Source organism: Microbacterium ginsengiterrae, assembly GCF_014205075.1.
GTDB classification, from domain to species: domain Bacteria; phylum Actinomycetota; class Actinomycetes; order Actinomycetales; family Microbacteriaceae; genus Microbacterium; species Microbacterium ginsengiterrae.
This window is the reverse complement of record NZ_JACHMU010000001.1, coordinates 641366-666325: the sequence shown is the minus strand read 5'-3', so window position 1 is coordinate 666325 and position 24960 is coordinate 641366. Positions and strand designations below refer to the sequence as shown.

Sequence of the window (24960 nt, the reverse complement as noted above, 5' to 3'; positions counted from 1 at the left end):
CACCGGTAGGCTGAGACTGTGACTTCGAGCCCCGCCGCCCCGGGCTCGCGCCTCGCGAGCCGGCTCGGCTTCAGCGACCGCGTGTTCGTCGGTCCGGCCGCGCGTCGCATCGCCCTGCAGATCGAAGACGGCCTGGATCTCGTCGAGACCGGCCTTGCCGAGGAGCTGCACGTCGCCGACTCGATCGCCGACGCATCCGCCCGCTACCTCTATGAGGCCGGCGGCAAGCGGATCCGGCCGGTGCTGACCCTGCTCACGGCTCAGCTCGGCGACGGAAACATCCCCGCTGTGATCGACATCGCCAAGGCGCTGGAGATGACGCACCTCGGCTCGCTCTACCACGACGACGTCATGGACGGCGCCGACCGGAGGCGCGGTGTCCCCGCGGCGCACGCGGTGTGGGGCAACAACGTCGCCATCCTCACCGGAGACATCCTGTTCTCCCGTGCCAGCCAGCTCATGGCGAAGTACGGCGATCGTGCCATCCGACTCCAGGCCGACACGTTCGAGCGCCTGGTCATGGGGCAGTTCCACGAGACGGTGGGCGCACAGGACGGCGACGACCCGATCGAGTTCTACCTCCAGGTCCTCGCCGACAAGACGGGCTCACTGATCGCCGCGGCGACGCAGGGCGGCGCGATCTTCTCGAACGCCCCGGCCGACTACGAGGAGCCGCTGCGCGTGTATGGCGAGAAGATCGGCGTCGCGTTCCAGCTGCTCGACGACGTCATCGATCTCTCCGCCGACCCCGCCGAGACCGGCAAGGTGCCCGGTACCGATCTGCGTGCCGGTGTACCGACCATGCCGTACCTGCTGCTCAAGGCCCGGACGGATGCTGCGTCCGTCGCACTCGCCGAGCGCATCGACGACGGAGTGGCGAAGATCGCCGACGGCGCGGAGGCCGACATCCTCGACGGACCGCTCGCCGAGCTGCGCGACCATGTCGTCACGCAGCAGACGCTCGAGCTGGCCGGCTCCTGGACGCGCGACGCGGTCGACGCGCTCGCACCGCTGCCGAAGGGCACCGTGCGGCAGGCCCTCGTGCGCTTCGCTGAAACTCTTGCAGACCGCAGCAGATGATCGCGCGTCGATCACTGCAGCATCCGAAAGGACACCCATGACCAAGCTCAGGCTGGCCATCGTCGGCGCAGGGCCGGCGGGCATCTACGCCGCAGACATCCTGCTCAAGACGGAGCGCTCCTTCGACGTCTCGATCGACCTGTTCGAGCAGCTCCCGGCGCCGTACGGGCTGGTGCGCTACGGCGTCGCCCCCGACCACCCGCGCATCAAGGGCGTCATCAACGCGCTCAGGGACGTGCTCGACCGTGGTGACATCCGCATCTTCGGCAACGTGCGCTTCGGCGAGGACATCACGCTGGCCGACCTGAAGGAGCACTACAACGCGGTCATCTTCGCCACCGGTGCGATCCGCGATGCCGCCCTCGACATCCCGGGGATCGACGCCGACGGGTCTTTCGGAGCAGCGGACTTCGTCAGCTGGTTCGACGGTCACCCCGACGTCCCGCGCGACTGGACGCTGGATGCCGAATCCGTCGCCGTCCTCGGCAACGGCAACGTGGCACTCGACGTCGCGCGCATCCTCGCCAAGCACGCCGAGGACCTGCTGCCGACGGAGATCCCCGACAACGTGCACGCGGGTCTCGAGGCCTCGAAGGTCACCGACGTCCACGTGTTCGGTCGCCGCGGCCCCGCGCAGGTGAAGTTCACCCCACTGGAGCTCCGCGAGCTCGGTGAGCTGCGCGACGTCGACATGGTCGTCTACGACGAGGACTTCGACTACGACCAGGCGTCGCTGGATGCCATCGCCAGCAACAAGCAGGTCAAGGTCATCGACCGTGTGCTGCAGCAGTGGCGGACCCGCCCCTCCGTCAACAACGCCGGTGGCGAGGCGAGCCGCCGCCTTCACCTGCACTTCTGGGCGAAGCCCGTCGAGATCAAGACGGATGCCGACGGCAAGGTCGCCGCGATCGTCTACGAGCGGACGGAGCCCGACGGCTCCGGCGGCCTCCGCGGCACCGGCGAGATGCGCGAGCTCGCGATCGGGCAGCTCTACCGGGCCGTCGGATACTTCGGTTCTCCGCTGAAGGACGTCCCGTTCGACAAGCGCCACGGCGTGATCCCCAACCGCGAGGGTCAGGTGATCGCCAAGAGTTCCAACGAGCGCGTCCCCGGCGTCTACGCCACCGGGTGGATCAAGCGCGGTCCGGTCGGTCTCATCGGGCACACCAAGTCCGACGCGATGGAAACCGTGCAGCACCTGGTGAACGACCAGGGCTCGTGGTGGCAGCCCGAGCACCCTGAAGAGGAGGCGATCCCTGCGCTGCTGGAATCGCGCGGGGTCGCGTGGACGGATCTCGACGGATGGCATCGCCTGGACGCGCACGAGATCGACCTCGGCGCCCCGCACGAGCGGGCGCGCATCAAGGTGGTCCCCCGCGACGAGATGGTGCGGATCTCCCGCGGGGAGTGAGCGTCAGTCCTTCGCGGTCACTTCGACCGTGAAGGTGACGGTGTCGCCGCTGGCGGAGTTGTCGAGGGCGACCTCGCTCTCGCCGGGGCTCAGAGCCGTGAGGCCGGGGTTGAACTGTGCGCTGCCGTCATCCTTGCCAGGGGTGAACTCGACGACCGAGGTGTCGGCGATGTCGGCGGTCCAGTCCAGGTAGGTGTCGTCGTCGCCGGTCAGGTCGATGACGTTCCCCTCGACGACCTGGATCGTGGTGCCGTCGATCTCGTTGATGTCGACGATCACCGGGGTGATCGTGCCGGTGCTGCCAGCGTCTGCGGCGTCGTCCGATGCGGCGCATCCGACGAGCGCGATCATGGTGCCTGCAGCCAGGGCGAGTGCGCCGGTGCGAAGCAGGGGGCGGCGAAGTGGCGACATGGATTCGGGTCCTTCCGGTGGTCGTGGCCTCAGCATAGGGTGCCCGGCGGTGGTCGATAGTGTGTATGACATGACGACCTGGATGCCCGACGTCCTCGGCGACGAGTTCGAGCAGCGGACGCTGCGCCTCGGCCCGGATGATCAGGGGGACGTCGAGGCGACGCTGGTGCGGGCCTTGCCTGAGCCGTCGGCACCACGACCGAACGGGTGGGAGCGATTCTCGAGGCGCGTGCGCGGCGTGGCGGTGGAGGATGCTCGACCGATGCTCGACGGCGTGGATGTGCTGTACGTGCACGGCTGGTCGGATTACTTCTTCCAGAAGCGCCTTGCGCGGTTCTGGACCGCGAAGGGCGCCCGGTTCTTCGCGCTGGACCTTCGCCGGTACGGCAGAAGTCTGCGCGAGGGACAGACGCCCGGTTACGTGTCGCACCTGGAGACCTACGACGAGGACATCCGCGCGGCGCTCGATGTCATGACAGCGGATGCTCCGGCCACCGGCGGTCGCCGTCGACTCATCCTCGTCGGGCACTCCACGGGCGGGCTCGTGCTGAGCCTGTGGGCTGCACGGCACCCCGACCTGGTGGATGCCGTGATCCTGAACTCGCCGTGGCTGGAGTTCCAGATCGCGCCGCTGCGCGCGGCGATCACGCCGGTGGTCGATCTGCAGGCGCGACTGCGGCCGCTCGACTCCGCGCCGCAGATCGACCTCGGTTTCTATGCTCGCGCGCAGGCGGCCGTGGCCGACTCCGACGACCTCATGGAGACCGATCCGAAGTGGCGCCCTGTTCCTGCCATGCCTGTGCACGCAGGCTGGCTCAGCGCGATCCTCCGTGGGCACAGGGCGGTGGCCGAGGGCCTCGGCATCCCCGTTCCGGTGTGCGTGCTGCTGTCTGCACGATCCGCGGTGCCGACGCGGTGGTCGGACGAGCTCACCTCCGCTGACACCGTGCTGGTCGTCGAGGACATCGCCCACCGCTCCCTCAAGCTCGGCGCGTCGGTCACGGTCGAGCGCATCGACGGCGCACTGCACGACGTCTTCCTCTCGCGCAAGAAGGCCCGCGATGACGCCTACGCACGGCTGGACCGATGGGTCACGGGGTGGGCGGCCGCGAACAGGGTCGAGGTCGCTCCGGCTGAGCCCGCTCATCGTCGGTGGTGGCGGAGCCTTCGCGTTCGGCGCGCTGCTCAGGCGACTCCAGTTCCTGGAAGAACGTCACCTGCCAGCCCGCAGGGCCCTGAACCCGGGCGTTGAGACTCTGGAACGGTGTGCGCACGGGCGGGGCGATCACCTCGACACCTTCGTCGCGCACGGTGGCCACGGCATCCTCGGTGTCGGTCACTTCGAGCGCGAGCCGCAGGGTGCCCGGCGCATGCGGCGCTCCCTCGATGTCGTCGATGCTCCTGGCGTGATTCCGCGTCGCGAGTTCGATCGTCGCGACGCCTGCGTGGAGGATGGCGACCCTGTTGTCGTCTTCCTTCGAGTAGGCGAGCTGCTCGGGCATGCCGAGGACGTCTCGATAGAAGCGCAGCGTGCTGTCGAAGTCGTCGGTCTCGATGACCAGGCGCAGCTGGCGGGGTGCGTTACTGTCCGTCATGCAACCCATTCTGCTGACGCGGACGCCGACGGCAAGGGTGGCTTATGGGGCAGAGACGATTCCGCCGGTCAGGACCATTCGCAGCCGATGCCGTGGTTGTCGCGGTCGGGGTGCGACGCGGAGTCGCTCAGGCAGAGCCGTGGTGGCTTGTCTCAGCGGTAGTTGATGAACTGCAGGTCGATGTCGAGGTCAGAGCCCTTGAGCAGGGCGATGACGGACTGCAGGTCGTCGCGGCTCTTGGACTGCACGCGCAGTTCGTCGCCCTGGATCTGGCTCTTCACGCCCTTGGGGCCCTCGTCGCGGATGATCTTGGAGATCTTCTTGGCGTTCTCCGAGGAGATGCCGTCCTTCAGCGTGGAGACGATGCGGAACTCCTTGCCGCTGGCGAAGGGCTCGCCGGACTCGAGGCTCTTCAGCGAGATCCCGCGCTTGATGAGCTTCGACTGGAAGACGTCGAGGACGGCCTTGGCCCGTTCCTCGGTGTTCGCCTTGATCAGGATGGACTCGCCACTCCACTCCACCGATGCACCGGTGCCCTTGAAGTCGTAGCGCTGCTCGACCTCCTTGCGCGCCTGGTTGAGGGCGTTCTCCGCCTCTTGGTGGTCGACCTTGCTGACGATGTCAAAACTGGAGTCCGAAGCCATGTTGCAAATCTACCCGAGCATGTCCGTTTGCGCCGGGCGGTGCGGGGGCATGCGTACGGTGCCCCGTCGGCCCGACCCGCCTTGGAAGCGCTTCCACGGCATCATCCCCGCACACCGTTCGGTCACAGCTTGATATCAGCGGCGAAAGACATTGCCATGTGTAAGCGCGACCATGCATACTGTAAGCGCTTGCAGTACATGCGAGCAGCCACCAGCACTAAGAGAGGCAACACCAATGAGGGTGAACAAGAAGAGCATCGTCGCCTTCGGCGCGATCGCGGCCGTGTCCACGCTGACGCTCGCAGGATGCGCGGGCAACAGCGGAGAGTCCGACTCCGGCGACGCCGGTTTCTCGGGCGAGATCACGGTGTGGGTCGACGCCGACCGTGCGGGCGTGCTCGAGGATGCCGCCGAGGCCTTCACCGAGGACACCGGCGTCAAGGTGTCCCTCGTCCAGAAGGAGTTCGGCGAGATCCGCGACCAGTTCGTCCAGCAGGTCCCCACCGGAGAAGGACCCGACGTCGCCGTCGGCGCGCACGACTGGCTGGGCGTGCTGTCCACCAACGGTGTGGTCGCTCCCGTGGAGCTGGGCGACAAGGCCGCAGAGTTCGAGCAGGTCGCGATCGACGCGTGGAGCTACGAGGGTCAGACCTACGGCGTCCCCTACGCGATCGAGAACATCGCGCTGCTGCGCAACACCGAGCTCGTGCCGGAGGCGCCCACCGACTTCGCCGACATGATCGCCAAGGGCGAGGCTGCGGGCACCGAGTACCCGTTCCTCGTCGGCCTCGACCCCGAAGCGGCCGATCCCTACCACCTGTACCCGTTCCAGACGTCCTTCGGCGCACCGGTCTTCGGAACAGCATCCGACGGCAGCTATGACCCGGCCGACCTGCAGATCGGCAACGAGGGCGGCACCGCCTTCGCCACCTGGCTGGGCGAGCAGGGCGCCGCCGGCGTCCTCAACACGAACATCACCGGTGACCTCGCCAAGGAGAACTTCAACTCCGGCAAGTCGCCGTTCTTCCTCACCGGTCCGTGGAACGCTCCGGATGCCATCGACGCCGGCCTGGACATCGCCGTCGACCCGATCCCGTCCGCCGGTGGTGAGGACGCCCAGCCGTTCGCCGGCGTGCAGGGCTTCTTCCTCAGCGCCGAGAGCGAGAACCGCCTCGCGGCCAACGAGTTCCTCGTGAACTACATCGGCAGCGAAGACGTGCAGACCGCTCTGTATGAGGTCGGTGGCCGCGCGCCCGCCCTGACTTCGGCATTCGAGGCCGCTGTGGCCGGCGACCCGATCACCGCCGGATTCGGTGAGGTCGGCGCCAACGCCGTCCCGATGCCGAGCATCCCCGAGATGGGAGCCGTGTGGGAGTTCTGGGGTGTGACCGAGACCGCGATCATCAACGGCGGAGACCCGGCATCCCTGTGGGCCAAGATGGCAGCCGACATCCAGGCTGCGATCGGCTGATCAGTTCGCAGAGGGCGGCATCCGTCTCGGATGCCGCCCTCGTCCGCCCGCTCGCAGACCAGCAGAGGTAATCGATGACGACGCCAACGACAGAAGATCGCGACACGGAGCTGTCCGCCGACCGACGCCGCAACCGCAAGCGCGCGGCGAACATCGCCGATCACGCGGGCATCGGCTGGAAGCTGATGCTGTTCAAGGTGATCGCCCTCGGTCTCATCGATGCCCTCGCGGTCTACGCGATCTTCGTGCTCTGGCGCAGCGACCAACTCGTCCCTGCAGCGATCGTGCTGCTCGTGACCGGCTTCGCCAACTGGGTGTACTTCAGCCGAGGCAACCTGCCGGCGAAGTACCTCGTCCCCGGGCTCATCTTCCTGTTCGTCTTCCAGGTGTTCGCGGCGCTGTACACCGGGTACGTCGCCTTCACGAACTACGGCACGGGCCACAACAGCGACAAGGGCAGTGCGGTCAACGCGCTCATGCTGTCCGCGCAGGAGCGCGTCCCTGATTCCCCTGCCTACGCCCTGACGATCGTCGAGCAGCTCGGCGAATACTCCTTCCTCGTCACCGAACCCGACGGCGACGTCCTGCTCGGCGGCGAGGAGCGTCCGCTCGAGCCCGTCGACGGCGCGGACATCGACGGCGGCAAAGCCGTCGGCCTCGCCGGGTACAACACGCTCGGGTTCGCGGACATCGTCGCCAACCAGAAGGCCATCGGCGACATGTCGGTGCCGATCAGCGACGACCCGAACGATGGTGCTCTGCGCACCCCGGACGGCTCGATGGCGTACGTGTACGTCTCCAACCTCGTGTACGACGAGGCGGCGGGGACGATGACGGACACGAGGACCGGCGTGGTCTACTCCGACATCGGCACCGGGGCATTCACCGCCGAGGACGGGGCGGAGCTGCGGCCCGGCTGGCAGATCAACGTCGGCTTCGACAACTTCGTCAGGGCCTTCGCGGAGGATTCCATCCGCGGTCCCTTCTTCTCTGTTCTCGTCTGGACGTTCGCCTTCGCGATCCTGTCGGTGCTCACCTGTTTCGCGCTCGGGCTCTTCGTGGCGATCGTGTTCAACGACCCGCGGATGAAGTCGAAGAAGTACTACCGGATCGTGATGATCCTGCCCTACGCGTTCCCCGGCTTCCTCTCCGCTCTCGTCTGGGCGGGCATGATGAACCAGGAGTTCGGCTTCCTCAACGTCGTGCTCTTCGGCGGAGCGGACATCCCGTGGTTGACGAACGAGTGGCTGGCGAAGATCAGCATCCTCATCGTCAATCTGTGGCTCGGCTTCCCCTACATGTTCCTCATCTGCACCGGAGCGCTCCAGGCCATCCCTGAGGACGTCCAGGAGGCGGCCAGGGTGGACGGCGCCGGTGCATGGCAGGTGTTCCGCTCGATCAAGCTGCCGCTCCTGTTCGTCTCGGTCGCCCCGCTGCTGATCTCGTCGTTCGCCTTCAACTTCAACAACTTCAGCCTCATCTACATGCTCACCGGCGGCGGGCCTCGCGACGCATCCGCGAACGTGAACGTCGGCGCCACCGACATCCTGATCACGATGGTCTACAAGGTCGCCTTCGTCGGCTCGAGCTCCGACTACGGGCTCGCCAGCGCCTTCTCGATCATCATCTTCATCCTCGTCGCGACGATCTCGGTCATCGCGTTCCGGCGGACCAAGGCACTCGAGGAGCTGAACTGACATGACCTCCGTCAAGGACGAATCCACCACCGCGATCGTGACGCGCGGATCCCGACGTGGCGAGGCAGCGCCCGCTCCGCGTCGCCCGTTCAAGAAGTACTTCCGCGAGACCGGCTGGCGCCACATCGTCGGCGTCGTCATCGGCGTGTTCGCGATCTTCCCTCTTCTGTATGTCTTCTCGGCATCGTTGAACCCCGGCGGAACCCTGCTCACCGCGAACGCGCTGTTCAGCAACTTCGACTTCTCCAGCTACGCCTCCCTGTTCGGTTCCAGCAGGCACCCCTATGGCGCCTGGTTCATGAACACCCTGCTCATCGGACTGATCACGGCGTTCTTCACAGTGATCCTCGGCGCTCTGGCGGCGTACTCCTTCTCGCGCATGCGGTTCACCGGACGGCGATTCAGCCTCACGGCACTGCTGGTGGTGCAGATGTTCCCGCAGATGCTCGCGATGGTCGCGATCTTCCTGCTGATGGTCCGCATCGGCGACATCTTCCCTGCGATCGGACTGAACTCGCAGATCGGCCTGATCATGGTCTACCTCGGTGGTGCGCTCGGTGCGAACACGTACCTCATGTACGGCTTCTTCAACACCGTCCCCGCATCGATCGACGAGGCCGCCAAGATCGACGGGGCAGGTCACGCCCGCATCTTCTTCACGATCATCCTGCGTCTGGTGGCTCCGATCCTCGCGGTCGTGGGCCTGCTGAGCTTCATCGGGACCTGCAGCGAGTTCGTCCTCGCCAGCGTCATCCTCATCGACCCGGACAAGCAGACCCTCGCCGTCGGCCTGTACAAGTTCGTCGCGGACGAGTTCTCGAAGAACTGGAGCGTGTTCGCCGCCGGCGCCGTGCTCGCCGCCATCCTCCCCGTGGCGCTCTTCCTCGCATTGCAGAAGTACATCGTCGGCGGCCTCACCGCCGGAAGCGTCAAGTAGCGGATGCCGCACAGAACGAAGGAGCACGACATGACCCCCCTCCTCCCGCACCACGACGGTTCCGCCCTCCACGTCTCGGACTCCGCGCCGGAGCTCGGCGACGTCGTGACCGTTCGCCTGCGCGTGCCGAGCGGGTACGGACCGCTCGCGGCCGTCCGCACCCGCTCGAACCCGGACCATGAGCCGGAGTGGACGACCGCGCACAGGATCGGCGAGGCCGACGGCTGGGAGTGGTGGGAAGCGCCCGTCACGGTGCGCAACCGCCGCCACGGATACCGCTTCGTGCTCCTGCACGAGGACGGGACGGTCGAGTGGCTCAACCAGTCGGGGCTCCACCGCGGAGAGACCCTCGATGCGGAGGACTTCGCCCTCGTGGCGCACCCCGCACCGCCCGCCTGGTTGAACGAGAGCGTCATGTACCAGGTGTTCCCCGACCGGTTCGCGCGGTCCGCGCAGGCGGACGAGCACGAGACGCCCGAATGGGCCATCCCCGCACAGTGGGACGACCCCGTCGATCCGGTGCTCCCCGGGAGGTCCCAGCAGTTCTACGGCGGCGACCTTCCAGGAATCATCGAGCACCTCGATCACCTCGTCTCGCTCGGCGTGAACGTCCTGTACCTCACGCCGATCTTCCCCGCCGCGTCCAACCACCGCTACGACGCGTCGAGCTTCGACCGCGTCGACCCGCTGCTCGGGGGCGATGAGGCGTACGTCCGCCTCATCGAGGAGGCGCACGCGCGCGGCATCCGCGTCATCGGCGATCTCACGAGCAATCACTCCGGGGACCGCCACGAATGGTTCCGTAGCGCGCGGGGAAACCCCGGCGCCCAGACGGAGAGCTACTACTACTTCACCGACGATGCGAACACCGCCTACGAATCATGGTTGGGGACCCCGACCCTGCCGAAGTTCGACTGGTCGTCCGCGGCGCTGCGCGAGCGGTTCATCACGGGTGACGACTCGATCGTCGCGAAGTGGCTCCAGCCGCCCTACAACGCCGACGGATGGCGCATCGACGTGGCGAACATGACCGGTCGCCTCGGCGACGTCGACCTCAACGCCGAGGTGCGCGGCCTCCTGCGCGAGACCATGCTGCGGATCAACCCGGACGCCGTGCTGCTCGGTGAATCCACCAACGACGCGATCAGCGACCTGCAGGGCGACGGATGGCACGGCGCCATGACCTACCCCTCCTTCACCCGGCCGGTGTGGGGCTGGCTGCGCGGTGACGAGGTGGAACCCTGGCTGACCGCCGAGGGGGAGACCCGCACCGAGCCGTGGTTCTTCGGGCAGCCGATCGGCGGCATCCCCGCATACACGGCGGAAGACGTCGCCGCAGCCATCACGCGCTTCACCGCCGGCATCCCGTGGCGGGTGCGACTGGGGAACATGCAGCCGCTGGACACGCATGACACCGGACGCTTCGCGACCTACGCCGCTGAGGGCACTGTTCCCGTCGCGGCGGGGCTGTCGATGACCCTGCCCGGTCTGCCGGTGGTCTTCGCCGGGGACGAGTTCGGCATGGTCGGTGCCGACGGTGAGGCCTCGCGCACCCCGATGCCGTGGGGGAGCGAGTCCCACGAATCCGTCGCCCCGTTCCTCGCGCTGTACCGCGACCTCGTGCACCTGCGCCGCGAGCACCCGGTGCTCGGCACCGGCGGAATGCGCTGGATGCACGTCGACGAGGAGACGCTGATCTTCGTCCGCGAATCCGTGGAGGAGACGATGCTCGTCGTCGCGACCCGTGGAGGTGCGGATGCCGCGATCCCGGCCGGCGCCCTGCCGGGCGCCGGGGATGCCACCCCGGTGTACGGCGACGCGGTCCTGGCAACGGCGGCAGACGGATCGATCGTCATCAGCGCCGATGGTCCCTCCTTCGCCGCGTGGTCGCTCCCCGGGGTGAGGGTGCCGGTCGTCGGCTGAGCATCGGGTGACGCGGACGCCGTCCGCGGGTACAGTCGTGCGCATGGCGAAACCCGGTGAGAGAAGCGCCGTGACCGCGGAGATGCCTTCCGAGGCGGCCGCGTCGACCCGCACGAGGCCTCCTCTCGCCGAGTCGCGTGGATTCGCGATCGCCGCAGCGCTCGCGCTGGCGTTCGGGGGCATCGTGGTGCCGGTGCTCGGCTGGTGCGCTGGCGTGATCATGGTGCTCATGAGCGGATTGTGGCGGCGCGCGGAGAAGCTCATCGCCCTCACCCTTCCGTTCGTCGTCGCCGCGCTGGCGGCCGTGTGCATCTCGCTCATCACGCAGGCTTCCGCCGATGGTGCGCAGGCACGCAACCCGCTCATCCCGGCGTCGTACGACCTCTGGAACTCGCTCGTTCTTTTCGAGGTCGTGCTCATCCCCGCATCCGGACTCTGGCTGCTGTGGCGACTCCGCCGGAGATGATGATCTCGTGACCTGCATCACGCGTGTCCCGTCACGACAGACGCACCCCCCGGTCGTAGCGTTGAGACATGGCACGTGCTGACGGGCGGAACCTCGCGATGAGCTGGATCGTCGGCGTGATGTGCGCAGCTGTCGTGGCTGCGCTGCTGTGGCTCGCGCTGCCGATGGGCCCCGTGATGATCCAGTTCGTCGGCGACACGCTGCGCACCGTCGCTCCCGGCGGCTCCGGCGCTCCCTGACGGGTCGCACGACACGACGGCACGCCTCCCGTTTCCGGTGCCCTGCCGGAGATATCCTCGCACTGCACATATCGAGGAGAGGCGCCCACATGAGTGACCCCGAGGTCCCCCAGAACGAGCCCAAGTCCGACGTCGACGACGTCGTCGACAGCGCCAACGCAGGGCTCGCTGAGGCCGAGGCAGCCCGCGCCGAGGTGCCCGACCGCTCGGCGGCCGCCGCAGAGCACGCCCCCGTCGATCATTACGCGGTCGACCCCGACCTCGCCGCCTTCGAAGCGGCCGAGCGCGACCACCCCGGCACCTTCGGTGCTTCGGAGCCCGTCGATGCGACGCCCACCTCCCGGTTCGACGCGGAGGTCCGCGACGCCAAGGCCTCGGCCCTCCCGGTCGACGACGAGTTCCGCTTCGACCGCACGTCGGAGGCGAGCATCGCCGACTCCGCCTACGCGCCTCCGGCAGCAGGCGACGCCGAGACGAAGGTCGTCCCCTCCGAGCCTCTCGTCGCGGAGACGGTCGTCGCCGCACCCGTCCAGCAGCAGCCCATCTTCGTGCAGGCACCGGAGCCGCCCCGTGAGCGCGGCAACCGCGGCACCGCCGGTGCGATCGGCCTGCTCGCCACACTGTCGTTCGCGATCCTCTACCTCGCCGTCGGGCTCGGGTGGAGCGCACTGCGTGGCGAAGTGCAAGCAGACGGCATCGTCGACCGCGTCCTCGAGACCCTGACGACGTGGGGCTTCTGGGTCCCTGTCGTGGTGTTCTTCCTCGCCTTCTGGCTGCTGGGCGCTGTCATCAACCGTGGGCGTTGGGGCCTGTGGGTGGTCTTCGGCCTCCTCGTCGGCGTCGCCTCCTACGGTGGATACATCCTCGGTCAGCTCTTCGAGGCGCCGTTCTGGCTGATCTCGGCCCGGCAGGCGACCGAGTTGATCGGAGAGCAGCTCTTCGCGCCGCTGGCCATCGCGGCGTTCGTCCTCGGGCGCGAGCTGACCATCTGGTTCGGCGCATGGGTCGCCCGCAGCGGCGCACGCAAGACCGAACTGAACGAAGAGGCCCAGCGCGAGTACGAGCGCACGCTCGAGGCCGGGCCCTCCCTCTCCAGGTAGTCCGTACCGATGTCCTCCCGAGACCCCCGCAGCCCACGGCCGGCGGGGGTCTCGGCCGTCCTGGCGACGGTGATGACGGCTGTCGGCTTCTTCGCGTTGTCGTTGTTCGGCCTCGGCGCACTCAGCGTCGCGACTGATTCGGACATCATCTCCACGCCGGGTCTCGGGCAGGCGCCCGGCATCGCCGGGATGATCGTGGCGGTCGCGGTGTACGCCGGCATCCTCTCACTGGCCCTCCGCGTCGCGGAGCCCCGGTTCCGATCGGTCTGGACGATCGCCGTCGGTACGGCGCTCGCGCACCTGCTCGCCGTCGGGATCACCGTCCTCTTCGAGACAGGGGAGGTCGTCACGCCGCTGGCGGTGATGGGCGGGCTCATCACCGGGGGAGCGGAGGTCGTCATCCTCGTCGCCGCCGCGATCGCGGGATGGGCCGGAGTCGCCCTCAGGCGAACGCGGGCATCCCAGCCGCGCTGGCCGTGGGAACGGGACGAACCCGACGCGGAGTGAGCCCGATCCCGCGAAATCTCCACCCGGCGCGTCGATCGCCGTACGCTTGACCTGTGGAGCGCTCACTGGAGACTCAGGTCGACCAGGCCGTCGAGGCCTGGTTGCGCTGGGTGCCGCGCTGGGAGCCCGCCACGCATCGCGGCCGCGTCGCTCCGTGTCGCCGCTGCCTCGGTTCCCCGGTGCTCTCCGCCGTGGGGATCGGCGCGAACGTCCCGCATGGCGTCCAGCACGGGCTGTCCACGCGGATCAAGACCGTCGTCGACCATGCTGTGGCCGAGTACACGGCGAGGAATCTGCCGATGCTGCAGGCGGAGCTCGACCAGCAGGCCGCGCGCAACAGGGCCAGGAGTTATCGTCCGACCGAGGACCTCGACCCGGAGTACGAGGGCATGCCCCTCGACCCGGACCCCGTCCCCGGTGCGCCCTTCCTCTTCACCATCGCCGGACTCGCCGACGACGCGGCCGTGGAGCTGCCACCTCTGCCGCCGCTGTCCGACGAGGCGAAGGCCGCCCTCCGCCAGGAGGTGGCCCTCGCCGACGAGTACGCCAACATGGTCGGACGCGAGATCTGCGGGATGCTGCTGAGCCACCGCCTCGCTGTCCAGGCGGCGATCTCGCAATACGTCGAGCCGCAGATCGAAGCGATGCTGGCCGAACTCACCCAGGCGCTGGACTCCCCGTTCGACCCGGAGGCACCCTGAGCCGGAGCGATCGGCGCCGATCATTTGACCACTCGGGTCGCGCAGGCCTACACTTGGTCAGGTGTGTGCACGTCTCGGCGTGCCTGCGCACGGGCTCCGGTCCATACCGGTCAGCCCCCACGGCATACCCATCACACCAAAAGCCCGCCTGATCAGGCGTGCCGGTGGGTCATGATGTGAAACCCATCACGCTGTCACCGTGCAGCATTATGAGGAGAGAACGTGCCAACCATTCAGCAGTTGGTTCGCAAGGGTCGCTCGCCCAAGGTCACCAAGACCAAGGCGCCCGCCCTGAAGTCGAACCCCCAGCAGGCCGGGGTCTGCACCCGCGTCTACACCACCACCCCGAAGAAGCCGAACTCGGCGATGCGCAAGGTCGCTCGTGTGAAGCTCCGCAACGGCACCGAGGTCACCGCCTACATCCCCGGCGAGGGCCACAACCTGCAGGAGCACTCGCTGGTGCTCGTGCGCGGTGGTCGTGTGAAGGACCTCCCCGGTGTGCGTTACAAGATCGTCCGCGGCGCCCTGGACACCCAGGCAGTCAAGAACCGTAAGCAGGCTCGTTCCCGCTACGGTGCGAAGAAGGGTTGAGTTAGATGCCTCGTAAGGGTCCCGCCCCCAAGCGCCCCGTCGTCAACGACCCCGTATACGGCGCGCCGATCGTCACCTCGCTGGTGAACAAGATCCTCGTCGACGGCAAGAAGTCGCTGGCCGAGTCGATCGTCTACGGCGCCCTCCGCGGCGTCGAGGCGAAGAACGGCCAGGATGCCGTCGCCACCCTCAAGAAGGCGCTCGACAACGTGCGCCCCACCCTTGAGGTCCGCAGCCGCCGCGTCGGTGGCTCGACCTACCAGGTGCCGGTCGAGGTCAAGCCTCACCGCGCCAACACGCTGGCCCTGCGCTGGCTCGTCAGCTACGCCAAGGGTCGTCGTGAGAAGACCATGACCGAGCGCCTCCAGAACGAGATCCTGGATGCCTCGAACGGCCTGGGCGCTGCAGTCAAGCGTCGTGAGGACACTCACAAGATGGCCGAGTCGAACCGCGCGTTCGCACACTACCGCTGGTAAACAGCCTCGCCCGCCCCGGCGTCGCGCCGGGGCGGGCACCCCACTCTCTTCGCAGTCTCACTGCTAGACAGAAAAGGACACTCCTGTGGCACAAGACGTGCTCACCGACCTGAGCAAGGTCCGCAACATCGGCATCATGGCGCACATCGATGCCGGCAAGACCACCACCACCGAGCGCATCCTGTTCTACACGGGCGTGAACCACAAGCTGGGTGAGACGCACGATGGCGCCTCGACCACCGACTGGATGGAGCAGGAGAAGGAGCGCGGCATCACGATCACGTCTGCCGCCGTGACCTGCTTCTGGAACAACAACCAGATCAACATCATCGACACCCCCGGTCACGTGGACTTCACGGTCGAGGTGGAGCGCTCGCTCCGCGTCCTCGACGGTGCTGTCGCCGTCTTCGACGGCAAGGAGGGCGTCGAGCCCCAGTCCGAGACCGTGTGGCGTCAGGCTGACAAGTACGGCGTTCCGCGCATCTGCTTCGTCAACAAGATGGACAAGCTCGGTGCGGACTTCTACTTCACCGTCGACACGATCATCAACCGCCTCGGAGCCAAGCCGCTCGTGCTGCAGCTCCCGATCGGTGCCGAGAACGACTTCGTCGGCGTCGTCGACCTCATCGAGATGCGCGCGCTGGTGTGGCCCGGTGACTCCAAGGGTGACGTGACGATGGGCGCCTCCTACGAGGTGCAGGAGATCCCCGCCGACCTCAAGGACAAGGCCGAGCAGTACCGCCAGCAGCTGCTGGAGACCGTCGCCGAGACCGACGACGCGCTGCTCGAGAAGTTCTTCGGCGGCGAAGAGCTCACGATCGCCGAGATCAAGGGCGCCATCCGCAAGATGGTCGTCGCGAACGAGATCTACCCGGTCCTCTGCGGCTCCGCGTTCAAGAACCGCGGCGTTCAGCCGATGCTGGATGCAGTCGTCGACTACCTCCCCAACCCCCTCGACGTCGGTGCCATCGAGGCGCACGACCCGAAGGACGAAGAGAAGATCATCGAGCGTCGTCCCGACGCCAACGACCCGTTCTCGGCTCTCGCGTTCAAGGTCGCCGTGCACCCGTTCTTCGGTCGTCTGACCTACGTTCGCGTGTACTCGGGCCACCTCGACTCGGGCTCTGCCGTGGTCAACTCGACCAAGGGCAAGAAGGAGCGCATCGGAAAGATCTTCCAGATGCACGCCAACAAGGAGAACCCGGTCGACTCGCTCACCGCGGGCAACATCTACGCCGTCATCGGACTGAAGGACACCACCACCGGTGACACCCTCGCCGACCCGGCCGCCCCGGTCGTCCTCGAGTCGATGACGTTCCCGGAGCCGGTGATCGAGGTCGCCATCGAGCCGAAGACCAAGGCCGACCAGGAGAAGCTGGGTCTCGCGATCCAGAAGCTCGCTGAGGAGGACCCGACCTTCCGCACGGAGCTCAACCCCGAGACCGGTCAGACGACCATCAAGGGCATGGGCGAGCTGCACCTCGACATCCTCGTCGACCGCATGAAGCGCGAATTCCGCGTCGAGGCGAACGTCGGAAAGCCCCAGGTGGCCTACCGCGAGACGATCAAGAAGGCCGTCGAGAAGCACGACTACACCCACAAGAAGCAGACCGGTGGTTCTGGACAGTTCGCGAAGATCCAGTTCAACATCGAGCCGCTCGAGGTCACGGCCGACAAGACGTACGAATTCGTCAACTCGGTCACCGGTGGTCGTATCCCGCGTGAGTACATCGGCTCCATCGATGCTGGTTTCCAGGATGCGATGAACGTCGGCGTGCTCGCCGGCTACCCGATGGTGGGCGTCAAGGCGACCATCGTCGACGGTGCCGCGCACGACGTCGACTCCTCGGAGATGGCGTTCAAGATCGCAGGATCCATGGGCTTCAAGGAGGCCGCGCGCCGCGCGAACCCCGTGCTGCTCGAGCCGCTGATGGCTGTCGAGGTGCGTACGCCCGAGGAGTACATGGGCGACGTCATCGGCGACCTGAACTCGCGTCGTGGACAGATCCAGTCGATGGAGGATGCCACCGGCATCAAGATCGTCCGGGCATCGGTTCCGCTGTCCGAGATGTTCGGCTACATCGGCGACCTGCGCTCGAAGACCTCTGGTCGCGCGGTGTACTCGATGGAGTTCGACTCGTACTCCGAGGTCCCCAAGGCCGTCGCAGACGAGATCATCCAGAAGACCAAGGGCGAGTAAGCCCTGAGCCCGGCCGGATGCCCCGCTCCCTGAGCCTGTCGAAGGGCAGGGGCGTCCGGTCGGACAACACACAACTTCACAAAGCACTCTCTACTAAACTGAGAATCAAACCCCGTAGCGAACCGGTCACAATCCAGTGCCCGGCAATCTCTACACGAACGTCCTGAGGAGGACCCAGTGGCCAAGGCCAAGTTCGAGCGGACCAAGCCGCACGTTAACATCGGAACCATCGGTCACGTTGACCACGGCAAGACGACGCTGTCCGCAGCCATCTCCAAGGTGCTCGCTGACAAGTACCCGTCTGACACCAACGTGCAGCGCGACTTCGCGACCATCGACTCCGCTCCTGAAGAGCGTCAGCGTGGTATCACGATCAACATCTCGCACATCGAGTACGAGACCCCCAAGCGCCACTACGCGCACGTTGACGCCCCGGGTCACGCTGACTACGTCAAGAACATGATCACCGGTGCTGCTCAGATGGACGGCGCCATCCTCGTGGTCGCCGCCACCGACGGCCCGATGGCTCAGACCCGTGAGCACGTTCTGCTCGCCAAGCAGGTCGGCGTTCCGTACCTGCTCGTCGCGCTGAACAAGTCCGACATGGTCGACGACGAGGAGATCCTGGAGCTCGTCGAGCTCGAGGTCCGCGAGCTGCTCGCAGGCCAGGGCTTCGACGAGGACGCTCCTGTCGTCAAGGTCTCGGCGCTGAAGGCGCTCGAGGGCGAAGAGAAGTGGGTCGACGCGATCCTCGAGCTCATGCAGGCTGTCGACGACAGCGTTCCGGACCCGGAGCGTGACCGCGACAAGCCGTTCCTCATGCCGATCGAGGACGTCTTCACGATCACCGGTCGTGGAACGGTCGTCACCGGCCGCGCCGAGCGTGGCACCCTCGCCATCAACTCCGAGGTCGAGATCGTCGGCATCCGCCCGACGCAGAAGACCACGGTCACCGGTATCGAGATGTTCCACAAGCAGCTCGACGAGGCATGGGCCGGCGAGAACTGTGGTCTGCTGCTTCGCGGTCTCAAGCGTGAGGACGTCGAGCGCGGCCAGGTCGTCGTGAAGCCGGGTTCGGTTACCCCGCACACGAACTTCGAGGGCACCGCGTACATCCTGTCCAAGGACGAGGGTGGCCGTCACAACCCGTTCTACACGAACTACCGCCCGCAGTTCTACTTCCGCACCACCGACGTCACCGGCGTCATCTCGCTGCCCGAGGGCACCGAGATGGTCATGCCCGGCGACACCACCGACATGTCGGTCGAGCTGATCCAGCCGATCGCCATGGAGGAGGGCCTCGGCTTCGCCATCCGTGAGGGTGGACGCACCGTCGGCGCCGGTACGGTCACGAAGATCGTCAAGTAAGTTCTCTTACTCCTCAGCGGGGTCGGGCCTTCGGGCCCGGCCCCGCTGTCGTATGCCCCGGCCTCTTCCATGGCGCGGTATCCGCATGCACAATGAGAGGGCCGCGGGGGAGTCCCGCCGGCATCGGCCTTCGAAGGGATTCTCATGGGTGTCGACGACGTGGTGAACAAGGGCAAGGACCTGTACGAGCAGAACAAGGACAAGATCGCCGAGGCAGTCAAGAGCGAGCAGGCCGAGGACATCAGCGACAAGGTCCTCGACGGTGTCGCGGACTTCGCGAAGAAGATCGCACCAGGAGCCTCCGAGAAGATCGATCAGATCCGCGACGAGGCCGACAAATCGATCGGAAACGAGTAGTCGTTTCGGCACTCAGGCGGCGCATCTCGGGATGCGCCGCCTTCGCTGTGTTCGCTCGGGATCGCGGCGCGACACGCCCGGGTTTGCGTAAGTGAAAACCGGCATGGCAGAATAGACAAGTTCAACATTCCTGCGGTGCGCTCGGCGCGCCGCAGGATCACTGTCAGGGCAGTGCATAGACGGCGTCCGTTCGCGTGAACAGGATGCAGGGTTCTAGGCCGCGGGCAGCAGAACGAATCCCACACCTCCACCAGGAGGTACTGCCGTGCGCTGAAAGGCGCGCGGGATGACAGAAGAACAGTGGTGCGCAGCTCTTCGGTCGGCTCACGAGCCGGACGGAGGGGGAGTGCCTGGCGTGAACAGCGCCGACGTGCGTCCAATGCCCCTGGATCACCCGATCCAGGCCGGTAAGACGCTTTATAGAGAGTGAGCAGACAATGGCGGGACAGAAGATCCGCATTCGCCTGAAGTCGTATGACCATGAGGTCATCGACACGTCGGCGCGCAAGATCGTCGACACCGTGACCCGTGCGGGCGCGACTGTCGTCGGCCCCGTGCCGCTTCCGACGGAGAAGAACGTGGTCGCAGTGATCCGTTCGCCCCACAAGTACAAGGACAGCCGCGAGCACTTCGAGATGCGCACCCACAAGCGTCTGATCGACATCGTCGACCCGACGCCCAAGGCCGTCGACTCGCTGATGCGTCTCGACCTCCCGGCCGACGTCAACATCGAGATCAAGCTGTAAGGATCGACATGGCTGACATCAACGCAAAGATTTCCAAGGGAATGCTGGGCACCAAGCTCGGCATGACCCAGGTGTGGAACGCGGACGGCAAGCTCGTCCCCGTCACCGTCATCGAGCTGGCACCCAACGTGGTCACTCAGGTCCGTACCCCCGAGAAGGACGGCTACAACGCCGTGCAGATCGCGGCCGGCCAGATCGACCCCCGCAAGGTCAACAAGCCCCTCACCGCCCACTTCGAGGCAGCCGGCGTCACGCCGCGCCGCCACGTCACCGAGATCCGCACTGCGGATGCTGCTGACTACTCACTCGGTCAGGAGATCACGGTGGACGGCCTCTTCGAGGCAGGGCAGCTGGTCGACGTCGTCGGCACCAGCAAGGGCAAGGGCACCGCGGGTGTCATGAAGCGCCACAACTTCAAGGGCGTCTCGGCATCGCACGGTGCACACCGCAACCACCGCAAGCCCGGTTCGATCGGCGCATCGTCGACCCCGAGCCGCGTATTCAAGGGCATGCGCATGGCCGGCCGTATGGGTGGCGAGCGCGTGACCGTCCTCAACCTGACGGTGCACGGCATCGACGCCGAGAAGGGTCTGCTGCTCGTCAAGGGCGCCGTCCCCGGTGCTCGTGGCCGCGTCGTCTACGTCCGCAACGCAGTGAAGGGGGCCTAGTCCATGGCTGACTCGACTCTCGCGCTCGACGTCCTCAAGGCCGACGGCAAGAAGGCTGGCTCCATCGAGCTGCCTGCCGCGCTCTTCGACGTCAAGACGAACATTCCGCTCATCCACCAGGTCGTCGTCGCGCAGCTCGCGGCGGCTCGCCAGGGCACGCACTCGACCAAGCGTCGTGGCGAGGTCTCCGGTGCCGGCCGCAAGCCCTTCAAGCAGAAGGGCACGGGTAACGCCCGTCAGGGCTCGATCCGCGCGCCGCACATGACCGGCGGTGGCATCGTCCACGGCCCGAAGCCGCGTGACTACTCGCAGCGCACCCCCAAGAAGATGATCGCCGCGGCCCTCCTCGGAGCCCTCAGCGACCGCTTCCGCGGTGACCGCCTGCACGCCATCGAGTCGTTCGGCATCGACGGCACGCCTTCGACCAAGACCGCCGCGAAGTTCCTCGCGACCGTCGCTTCGTCGAAGAACGTCCTCGTCGTCACCGAGCGCAACGATGAACTGACCACGAAGAGCATTCGTAACCTCTCGAACCTCCACGTGATCAGCTTCGACCAGCTCAACGCGTACGACGTTCTCGTCTCCGACGACATCGTCTTCACCAAGGCCGCACTCGAGGGCTTCATCGCCTCGAAGACCGGCGCAACCGAGGAGGTCTCGGCATGACCGAGCAGAAGGGCGCCCTTCAGACGGCGTTCAACAAGGACCCCCGCGACATCATCCTGAAGCCGGTCGTCTCTGAGAAGAGCTACTCGCTGATCGATGAGGGCAAGTACACCTTCCTCGTGGACCCGCGTGCATCGAAGACCGAGATCAAGCTCGCCATCGAGAAGATCTTCGACGTCAAGGTCGCATCGGTCAACACGATCAACCGCGTCGGCAAGGCCCGTCGCACCCGCTTCGGCACCGGTAAGCGCAAGGACACCAAGCGCGCCATCGTGAGCCTGAAGTCGGGCACCATCGACATCTTCACGGCAATCGGCTGATCCGGGGGATAAAGGACAATCATGGCTATTCGCAAGTACAAGCCCACGACCCCCGGTCGCCGTGGCTCGTCAGTGGCTGACTTCGCCGAGATCACTCGATCGACGCCCGAGAAGTCGCTGCTGCGCCCGCTCTCCAAGACCGGTGGTCGCAACAACCAGGGCCGCATCACGACCCGTCACATCGGTGGTGGCCACAAGCGCCAGTACCGCGTCATCGACTTCCGTCGCAATGACAAGGACGGCGTCAACGCCAAGGTCGCTCACATCGAGTACGACCCCAACCGCACCGCACGCATCGCACTGCTGCACTACTTCGACGGCGAGAAGCGCTACATCCTCGCGCCGAACAAGCTGAGCCAGGGCGACATCATCGAGTCGGGTGCATCGGCTGACATCAAGCCGGGCAACAACCTGCCGCTGAAGAACATCCCCACCGGTACCGTGATCCACGCGATCGAGCTCCGCCCCGGCGGCGGCGCGAAGCTGGCTCGTTCGGCCGGTACGTCCGTGCGTCTCGTCGCCAAGGACGGCCCCTACGCGCAGCTTCGTCTGCCCTCGGGCGAGATCCGCAACGTCGACGCACGCTGCCGCGCCACGATCGGCGAGGTCGGCAACGCCGAGCAGTCGAACATCAACTGGGGCAAGGCCGGCCGTAACCGCTGGAAGGGCATCCGCCCGACCGTCCGTGGTGTCGCGATGAACCCGGTCGACCACCCCCACGGTGGTGGTGAGGGTAAGACCTCCGGTGGCCGCCACCCTGTCACCCCTTGGGGTCAGGCAGAGGGTCGTACCCGTCACGCCAACAAGGAAAGCGACAAGTACATCGTGCGTCGTCGCACCGCCGGCAAGAAGCGCAAGTAGGAGTAGAAGAAGATGCCACGGAGTCTCAAGAAGGGCCCCTTCGTCGACGAGCACCTGCTTCGCAAGGTCGTCGTGCAGAACGAAGCCGGTACCAAGAACGTCATCAAGACCTGGTCTCGCCGGTCCATGATCATCCCGGCCATGCTGGGCCACACGATCGCGGTCCACGACGGTCGCAAGCACATTCCTGTGTTTGTCACCGAGACCATGGTCGGTCACAAGCTGGGCGAGTTCGCGCCCACCCGCACCTTCCGCGGCCACGAGAAGGACGACAAGAAGGGCCGTCGCCGCTGACGCGGGGACGATAGAGGAGAGAGAAATGGTGGAGTCCATCGCACGCGTGCGACACATCCGCGTGACCCCTCAGAAGGCTCGTCGTGTCGTCGCGCTCATCAAGGGCAAGCAGGCCCAGGAAGCTCTGGCGATCCTGAAGTTCGCCCCGCAGAGCGCCAGTGAGCCGATCTACAAGCTTGTCGCGTCGGCCATGGCCAACGCGCAGGTGAAGGCAGATCGCGACGGCGAGTACCTCGACGAGCAGGACCTGTACGTGGCAAACGCGTACGTCGACGAGGGCACGACGCTCAAGCGTTTCCGCCCCCGCGCTCAGGGTCGCGCTTTCCAGATCAAGAAGCGCACGAGCCACATCACGGTCGTGCTCTCGACGCCCGAGGTCGCCGCTGCGACCGACGGTGACAGCAAGAAGAAGGCGAGCAAGTAATGGGCCAGAAAGTAAACCCGTACGGCTTCCGCCTCGGAATCACCACGGACCACGTGTCCCGCTGGTTCTCGGACTCGACGAAGCCGGGACAGCGTTACGCCGACTACGTGGCCGAGGACGTCAAGATCCGTAACCTGCTGAAGACGCAGCTGGACCGCGCCGGTGTCTCGAGCATCGAGATCGAGCGCACCCGCGACCGCGTCCGCGTCGACATCCACACCGCCCGTCCGGGCATCGTGATCGGTCGTCGTGGCGCCGAGGCCGAGCGCATCCGCGGCGACCTCGAGAAGCTCACCGGCAAGCAGATCCAGCTGAACATCCTCGAGGTCAAGAACCCCGAGGCCGACGCTCAGCTCGTCGCCCAGGGCATCGCCGAGCAGCTCTCTGCTCGTGTGGCGTTCCGTCGCGCGATGCGCAAGGGTCTGCAGGGCGCTCAGCGCGCCGGCGCCAAGGGCATCCGCATCCAGGTCTCCGGTCGCCTCGGCGGCGCGGAGATGAGCCGCTCCGAGTTCTACCGCGAGGGTCGTGTGCCGCTGCACACGCTGCGCGCGAACATCGACTACGGCTTCTACGAGGCGCGCACCACGTTCGGTCGCATCGGCGTGAAGGTGTGGATCTACAAGGGCGACCTCACCAACAAGGAGCTCGCTCGCGAGCAGGCCAACCAGAAGCCTTCGCGCGACCGTGGCGGCGACCGTCGTCGTGGCCCGCGCAACGAGGCACCTGTTGCAGAAGGAGCGTCGGCATAATGCTCATCCCCCGTAAGGTCAAGTTCCGCAAGCAGCACCACCCGGGTCGCTCGGGTCAGGCTACCGGCGGCACGAAGGTCTCCTTCGGCGAGTACGGCATCCAGGCCCTCACGCCCGCTTACGTGACCAACCGTCAGATCGAGGCAGCTCGTATCGCGATGACGCGTCACATCAAGCGTGGCGGAAAGGTGTGGATCAACATCTACCCCGACCGTCCGCTCACCAAGAAGCCTGCCGAGACCCGCATGGGTTCCGGTAAGGGTTCCCCCGAGTGGTGGGTCGCCAACGTCAAGCCGGGTCGCGTCCTCTTCGAGGTCGCCGGCGTCAGCGAAGAGCTCGCACGCGAGGCTCTGACCCGAGCAATTCACAAGCTGCCTCTCAAGGCACGCATCATCAAGCGCGAGGAGGGCGACGCGTAATGGCGATCGGCACCAAGGAGCTCGCTCCGGCAGAGCTCGACACGTTCGAAGACCAGCGCCTCGTCGAGGAGCTGCGCAAGGCCAAGGAGGAGCTGTTCAACCTCCGCTTCCAGTCGGCCACCGGCCAGCTGGACAGCCACGGCCGCATCCGCGCCGTCAAGCGCGACATCGCACGCCTCTACACGGTGATCCGCGAGCGCGAGCTCGGCATCCGCGCGACGCCGGCTCCGGTCGAGGCGCCGGCGAAGAAGGCGTCCAAGTCGAAGGCGAAGAAGACCGAGGATGCCTCGGACGACGCCGAAGGGAAGGCTGAGTAATGGCCACCAAGAAGGAAGCGGAAGCTCCCGTCTCGCACGACGTGCGTGACGAGAACGCTCGCGGTTACCGCAAGACGCAGCGTGGATACGTCGTCAGCGACAAGATGGATAAGACCATCGTCGTCGAGGTCGAGGACCGCGTGAAGCACCCTCTCTACGGCAAGGTCATCCGCCGTACCGAGAAGCGCAAGGTGCACGACGAGACCAACTCGGCGGGCATCGGCGACCTGGTTGTCATCAGCGAGACCCGTCCGCTCAGCGCCACCAAGCGGTGGCGTCTGGTCGAGATCGTCGAAAAGGCCAAGTAAGCCTTCGGCTTGCT

At 66.4% G+C, this 24960-nt stretch carries 30 protein-coding genes and 1 pseudogene; 28 read left to right on the top strand and 3 right to left on the bottom strand.

Annotation, left to right across the window (positions count from 1 at the left end; genetic code table 11):
* Positions 1-18: 18 nt before the first annotated feature.
* Together HD600_RS03400 and HD600_RS03395 are read left to right on the top strand one after the other, a co-directional pair.
* Complete coding sequence (locus HD600_RS03400; RefSeq protein ID WP_184281514.1) at positions 19-1080, top strand: polyprenyl synthetase family protein; 1062 nt, start codon at positions 19-21, stop codon at positions 1078-1080.
* 37 nt (positions 1081-1117) lie between these two features.
* Positions 1118-2491: an FAD-dependent oxidoreductase gene (locus tag HD600_RS03395; RefSeq protein WP_144792608.1), complete on the top strand. Its 1374-nt coding sequence runs from the start codon at positions 1118-1120 to the stop codon at positions 2489-2491.
* Positions 2492-2494: 3 nt separating this feature from the next.
* On the opposite strand, the gene HD600_RS03390 is transcribed toward HD600_RS03395, so the two are convergent.
* Positions 2495-2902 (bottom strand): hypothetical protein, encoded by a 408-nt coding sequence (locus HD600_RS03390; RefSeq protein ID WP_184281512.1) that lies wholly within the window; start codon positions 2900-2902, stop codon positions 2495-2497.
* Positions 2903-2972: 70 nt separating this feature from the next.
* Here HD600_RS03390 and HD600_RS03385 point away from each other — a divergent pair, with 70 nt between their 5' ends.
* The gene (locus HD600_RS03385) at positions 2973-4154 is read left to right on the top strand and encodes an alpha/beta hydrolase (protein ID WP_184281510.1); all 1182 of its coding nucleotides are present in this window, start codon (positions 2973-2975) and stop codon (positions 4152-4154) included.
* 19 nt (positions 4155-4173) lie between these two features.
* Here the strand turns inward: HD600_RS03385 and HD600_RS14825 are convergent.
* Positions 4174-4497 (bottom strand): annotated as a pseudogene (locus HD600_RS14825) (VOC family protein); the annotation flags it as partial.
* A 152-nt stretch (positions 4498-4649) separates the two neighbouring features.
* Entirely contained in the window at positions 4650-5141 is a 492-nt protein-coding gene (locus HD600_RS03380; RefSeq protein WP_144792595.1) for a YajQ family cyclic di-GMP-binding protein, read from the bottom strand.
* 235 nt (positions 5142-5376) lie between these two features.
* Between HD600_RS03380 and HD600_RS03375 the strand changes: the two genes are divergently transcribed.
* From HD600_RS03375 to rpsQ, 25 genes are all read left to right on the top strand, one after another.
* A complete protein-coding gene (locus HD600_RS03375) occupies positions 5377-6612 on the top strand; it encodes a sugar ABC transporter substrate-binding protein (RefSeq protein WP_184281508.1) in 1236 nt (411 codons plus the stop codon).
* Positions 6613-6686: 74 nt separating this feature from the next.
* Complete coding sequence (locus tag HD600_RS03370; RefSeq protein WP_184281506.1) at positions 6687-8309, top strand: ABC transporter permease subunit; 1623 nt, start codon at positions 6687-6689, stop codon at positions 8307-8309.
* A gap of 1 nt (position 8310) precedes the next feature.
* Positions 8311-9246, top strand: a complete 936-nt coding sequence (locus HD600_RS03365; RefSeq protein WP_184281505.1) for a sugar ABC transporter permease — start codon at positions 8311-8313, stop codon at positions 9244-9246.
* A 30-nt stretch (positions 9247-9276) separates the two neighbouring features.
* Entirely contained in the window at positions 9277-11169 is a 1893-nt protein-coding gene (locus tag HD600_RS03360) for a glycoside hydrolase family 13 protein (RefSeq protein ID WP_184281503.1), read from the top strand.
* Between the two features lie 43 nt (positions 11170-11212).
* Complete coding sequence (locus HD600_RS03355; RefSeq protein WP_184281501.1) at positions 11213-11635, top strand: hypothetical protein; 423 nt, start codon at positions 11213-11215, stop codon at positions 11633-11635.
* Between the two features lie 68 nt (positions 11636-11703).
* Positions 11704-11874, top strand: a complete 171-nt coding sequence (locus tag HD600_RS03350; protein WP_184281499.1) for a hypothetical protein — start codon at positions 11704-11706, stop codon at positions 11872-11874.
* 89 nt (positions 11875-11963) lie between these two features.
* Positions 11964-12974 carry an ABC transporter gene (locus HD600_RS03345; protein WP_184281497.1) on the top strand — a complete coding sequence of 337 codons (1011 nt, stop codon included), beginning with the start codon at positions 11964-11966 and terminating at the stop codon, positions 12972-12974.
* A 9-nt stretch (positions 12975-12983) separates the two neighbouring features.
* On the top strand, positions 12984-13481 hold the full coding sequence (locus HD600_RS03340) for a hypothetical protein (RefSeq protein ID WP_206705674.1): 498 nt from the start codon (positions 12984-12986) through the stop codon (positions 13479-13481).
* Positions 13482-13534: 53 nt separating this feature from the next.
* Entirely contained in the window at positions 13535-14182 is a 648-nt protein-coding gene (locus HD600_RS03335) for a spermidine/putrescine ABC transporter substrate-binding protein (RefSeq protein WP_184281496.1), read from the top strand.
* Between the two features lie 222 nt (positions 14183-14404).
* Complete coding sequence (gene rpsL / locus HD600_RS03330) at positions 14405-14773, top strand: 30S ribosomal protein S12 (RefSeq protein ID WP_017201609.1); 369 nt, start codon at positions 14405-14407, stop codon at positions 14771-14773.
* Positions 14774-14778: 5 nt separating this feature from the next.
* Positions 14779-15249: a 30S ribosomal protein S7 gene (rpsG, locus tag HD600_RS03325; protein WP_017201608.1), complete on the top strand. Its 471-nt coding sequence runs from the start codon at positions 14779-14781 to the stop codon at positions 15247-15249.
* Between the two features lie 85 nt (positions 15250-15334).
* Positions 15335-17449: an elongation factor G gene (fusA, locus tag HD600_RS03320; RefSeq protein WP_144792572.1), complete on the top strand. Its 2115-nt coding sequence runs from the start codon at positions 15335-15337 to the stop codon at positions 17447-17449.
* 177 nt (positions 17450-17626) lie between these two features.
* A complete protein-coding gene (gene tuf / locus HD600_RS03315; protein ID WP_144792569.1) occupies positions 17627-18817 on the top strand; it encodes an elongation factor Tu in 1191 nt (396 codons plus the stop codon).
* 144 nt (positions 18818-18961) lie between these two features.
* Entirely contained in the window at positions 18962-19174 is a 213-nt protein-coding gene (locus HD600_RS03310; RefSeq protein ID WP_144792566.1) for a hypothetical protein, read from the top strand.
* Between the two features lie 437 nt (positions 19175-19611).
* Positions 19612-19920: a 30S ribosomal protein S10 gene (gene rpsJ, locus HD600_RS03305; RefSeq protein ID WP_085018734.1), complete on the top strand. Its 309-nt coding sequence runs from the start codon at positions 19612-19614 to the stop codon at positions 19918-19920.
* Between the two features lie 8 nt (positions 19921-19928).
* Positions 19929-20588 (top strand): 50S ribosomal protein L3, encoded by a 660-nt coding sequence (rplC, locus tag HD600_RS03300; protein ID WP_144792563.1) that lies wholly within the window; start codon positions 19929-19931, stop codon positions 20586-20588.
* 3 nt (positions 20589-20591) lie between these two features.
* On the top strand, positions 20592-21254 hold the full coding sequence (rplD, locus tag HD600_RS03295; RefSeq protein ID WP_144792560.1) for a 50S ribosomal protein L4: 663 nt from the start codon (positions 20592-20594) through the stop codon (positions 21252-21254).
* Positions 21251-21574, top strand: a complete 324-nt coding sequence (gene rplW, locus HD600_RS03290) for a 50S ribosomal protein L23 (RefSeq protein WP_144792558.1) — start codon at positions 21251-21253, stop codon at positions 21572-21574. Before rplD ends, rplW begins: the two co-directional genes overlap by 4 nt.
* A gap of 21 nt (positions 21575-21595) precedes the next feature.
* Positions 21596-22435, top strand: coding sequence for a 50S ribosomal protein L2 (gene rplB, locus HD600_RS03285; protein ID WP_144792555.1), 840 nt, complete (start codon positions 21596-21598; stop codon positions 22433-22435).
* Between the two features lie 12 nt (positions 22436-22447).
* Complete coding sequence (gene rpsS / locus HD600_RS03280; RefSeq protein WP_120229702.1) at positions 22448-22729, top strand: 30S ribosomal protein S19; 282 nt, start codon at positions 22448-22450, stop codon at positions 22727-22729.
* A 25-nt stretch (positions 22730-22754) separates the two neighbouring features.
* Positions 22755-23153, top strand: a complete 399-nt coding sequence (rplV, locus tag HD600_RS03275; protein WP_144792552.1) for a 50S ribosomal protein L22 — start codon at positions 22755-22757, stop codon at positions 23151-23153.
* Complete coding sequence (rpsC, locus tag HD600_RS03270; protein ID WP_144792549.1) at positions 23153-23902, top strand: 30S ribosomal protein S3; 750 nt, start codon at positions 23153-23155, stop codon at positions 23900-23902. The genes rplV and rpsC overlap by 1 nt, the downstream gene beginning before the upstream one ends.
* Complete coding sequence (rplP, locus tag HD600_RS03265; protein WP_144792547.1) at positions 23902-24321, top strand: 50S ribosomal protein L16; 420 nt, start codon at positions 23902-23904, stop codon at positions 24319-24321. Before rpsC ends, rplP begins: the two co-directional genes overlap by 1 nt.
* Positions 24321-24638 (top strand): 50S ribosomal protein L29, encoded by a 318-nt coding sequence (gene rpmC / locus HD600_RS03260; protein WP_144792545.1) that lies wholly within the window; start codon positions 24321-24323, stop codon positions 24636-24638. Before rplP ends, rpmC begins: the two co-directional genes overlap by 1 nt.
* Positions 24638-24946: a 30S ribosomal protein S17 gene (gene rpsQ, locus HD600_RS03255; RefSeq protein WP_036324786.1), complete on the top strand. Its 309-nt coding sequence runs from the start codon at positions 24638-24640 to the stop codon at positions 24944-24946. The genes rpmC and rpsQ overlap by 1 nt, the downstream gene beginning before the upstream one ends.
* Positions 24947-24960: the final 14 nt, after the last annotated feature.

Coding starts and splice junctions, on each gene's coding strand:
- rplC (WP_144792563.1), top strand. CDS start 19,929: ATGGCTGACATCAACGCAAAGATTTCCAAGGGAATGCTGGGCACCAAG.
- HD600_RS03340 (WP_206705674.1), top strand. CDS start 12,984: ATGTCCTCCCGAGACCCCCGCAGCCCACGGCCGGCGGGGGTCTCGGCC.
- rpsQ (WP_036324786.1), top strand. CDS start 24,638: ATGGCCACCAAGAAGGAAGCGGAAGCTCCCGTCTCGCACGACGTGCGT.
- HD600_RS03370 (WP_184281506.1), top strand. CDS start 6,687: ATGACGACGCCAACGACAGAAGATCGCGACACGGAGCTGTCCGCCGAC.
- rpsJ (WP_085018734.1), top strand. CDS start 19,612: ATGGCGGGACAGAAGATCCGCATTCGCCTGAAGTCGTATGACCATGAG.
- rplV (WP_144792552.1), top strand. CDS start 22,755: ATGGTGGAGTCCATCGCACGCGTGCGACACATCCGCGTGACCCCTCAG.
- HD600_RS03385 (WP_184281510.1), top strand. CDS start 2,973: ATGACGACCTGGATGCCCGACGTCCTCGGCGACGAGTTCGAGCAGCGG.
- HD600_RS03395 (WP_144792608.1), top strand. CDS start 1,118: ATGACCAAGCTCAGGCTGGCCATCGTCGGCGCAGGGCCGGCGGGCATC.
- rplP (WP_144792547.1), top strand. CDS start 23,902: ATGCTCATCCCCCGTAAGGTCAAGTTCCGCAAGCAGCACCACCCGGGT.
- HD600_RS03355 (WP_184281501.1), top strand. CDS start 11,213: ATGGCGAAACCCGGTGAGAGAAGCGCCGTGACCGCGGAGATGCCTTCC.
- rplD (WP_144792560.1), top strand. CDS start 20,592: ATGGCTGACTCGACTCTCGCGCTCGACGTCCTCAAGGCCGACGGCAAG.
- HD600_RS03380 (WP_144792595.1), bottom strand. CDS start 5,141: ATGGCTTCGGACTCCAGTTTTGACATCGTCAGCAAGGTCGACCACCAA.
- rplB (WP_144792555.1), top strand. CDS start 21,596: ATGGCTATTCGCAAGTACAAGCCCACGACCCCCGGTCGCCGTGGCTCG.
- rpsS (WP_120229702.1), top strand. CDS start 22,448: ATGCCACGGAGTCTCAAGAAGGGCCCCTTCGTCGACGAGCACCTGCTT.
- rpmC (WP_144792545.1), top strand. CDS start 24,321: ATGGCGATCGGCACCAAGGAGCTCGCTCCGGCAGAGCTCGACACGTTC.
- HD600_RS03360 (WP_184281503.1), top strand. CDS start 9,277: ATGACCCCCCTCCTCCCGCACCACGACGGTTCCGCCCTCCACGTCTCG.
- HD600_RS03365 (WP_184281505.1), top strand. CDS start 8,311: ATGACCTCCGTCAAGGACGAATCCACCACCGCGATCGTGACGCGCGGA.
- HD600_RS03350 (WP_184281499.1), top strand. CDS start 11,704: ATGGCACGTGCTGACGGGCGGAACCTCGCGATGAGCTGGATCGTCGGC.
- HD600_RS03390 (WP_184281512.1), bottom strand. CDS start 2,902: ATGTCGCCACTTCGCCGCCCCCTGCTTCGCACCGGCGCACTCGCCCTG.
- rpsG (WP_017201608.1), top strand. CDS start 14,779: ATGCCTCGTAAGGGTCCCGCCCCCAAGCGCCCCGTCGTCAACGACCCC.
- rplW (WP_144792558.1), top strand. CDS start 21,251: ATGACCGAGCAGAAGGGCGCCCTTCAGACGGCGTTCAACAAGGACCCC.
- rpsC (WP_144792549.1), top strand. CDS start 23,153: ATGGGCCAGAAAGTAAACCCGTACGGCTTCCGCCTCGGAATCACCACG.
- HD600_RS03310 (WP_144792566.1), top strand. CDS start 18,962: ATGGGTGTCGACGACGTGGTGAACAAGGGCAAGGACCTGTACGAGCAG.
- HD600_RS03345 (WP_184281497.1), top strand. CDS start 11,964: ATGAGTGACCCCGAGGTCCCCCAGAACGAGCCCAAGTCCGACGTCGAC.
- HD600_RS03375 (WP_184281508.1), top strand. CDS start 5,377: ATGAGGGTGAACAAGAAGAGCATCGTCGCCTTCGGCGCGATCGCGGCC.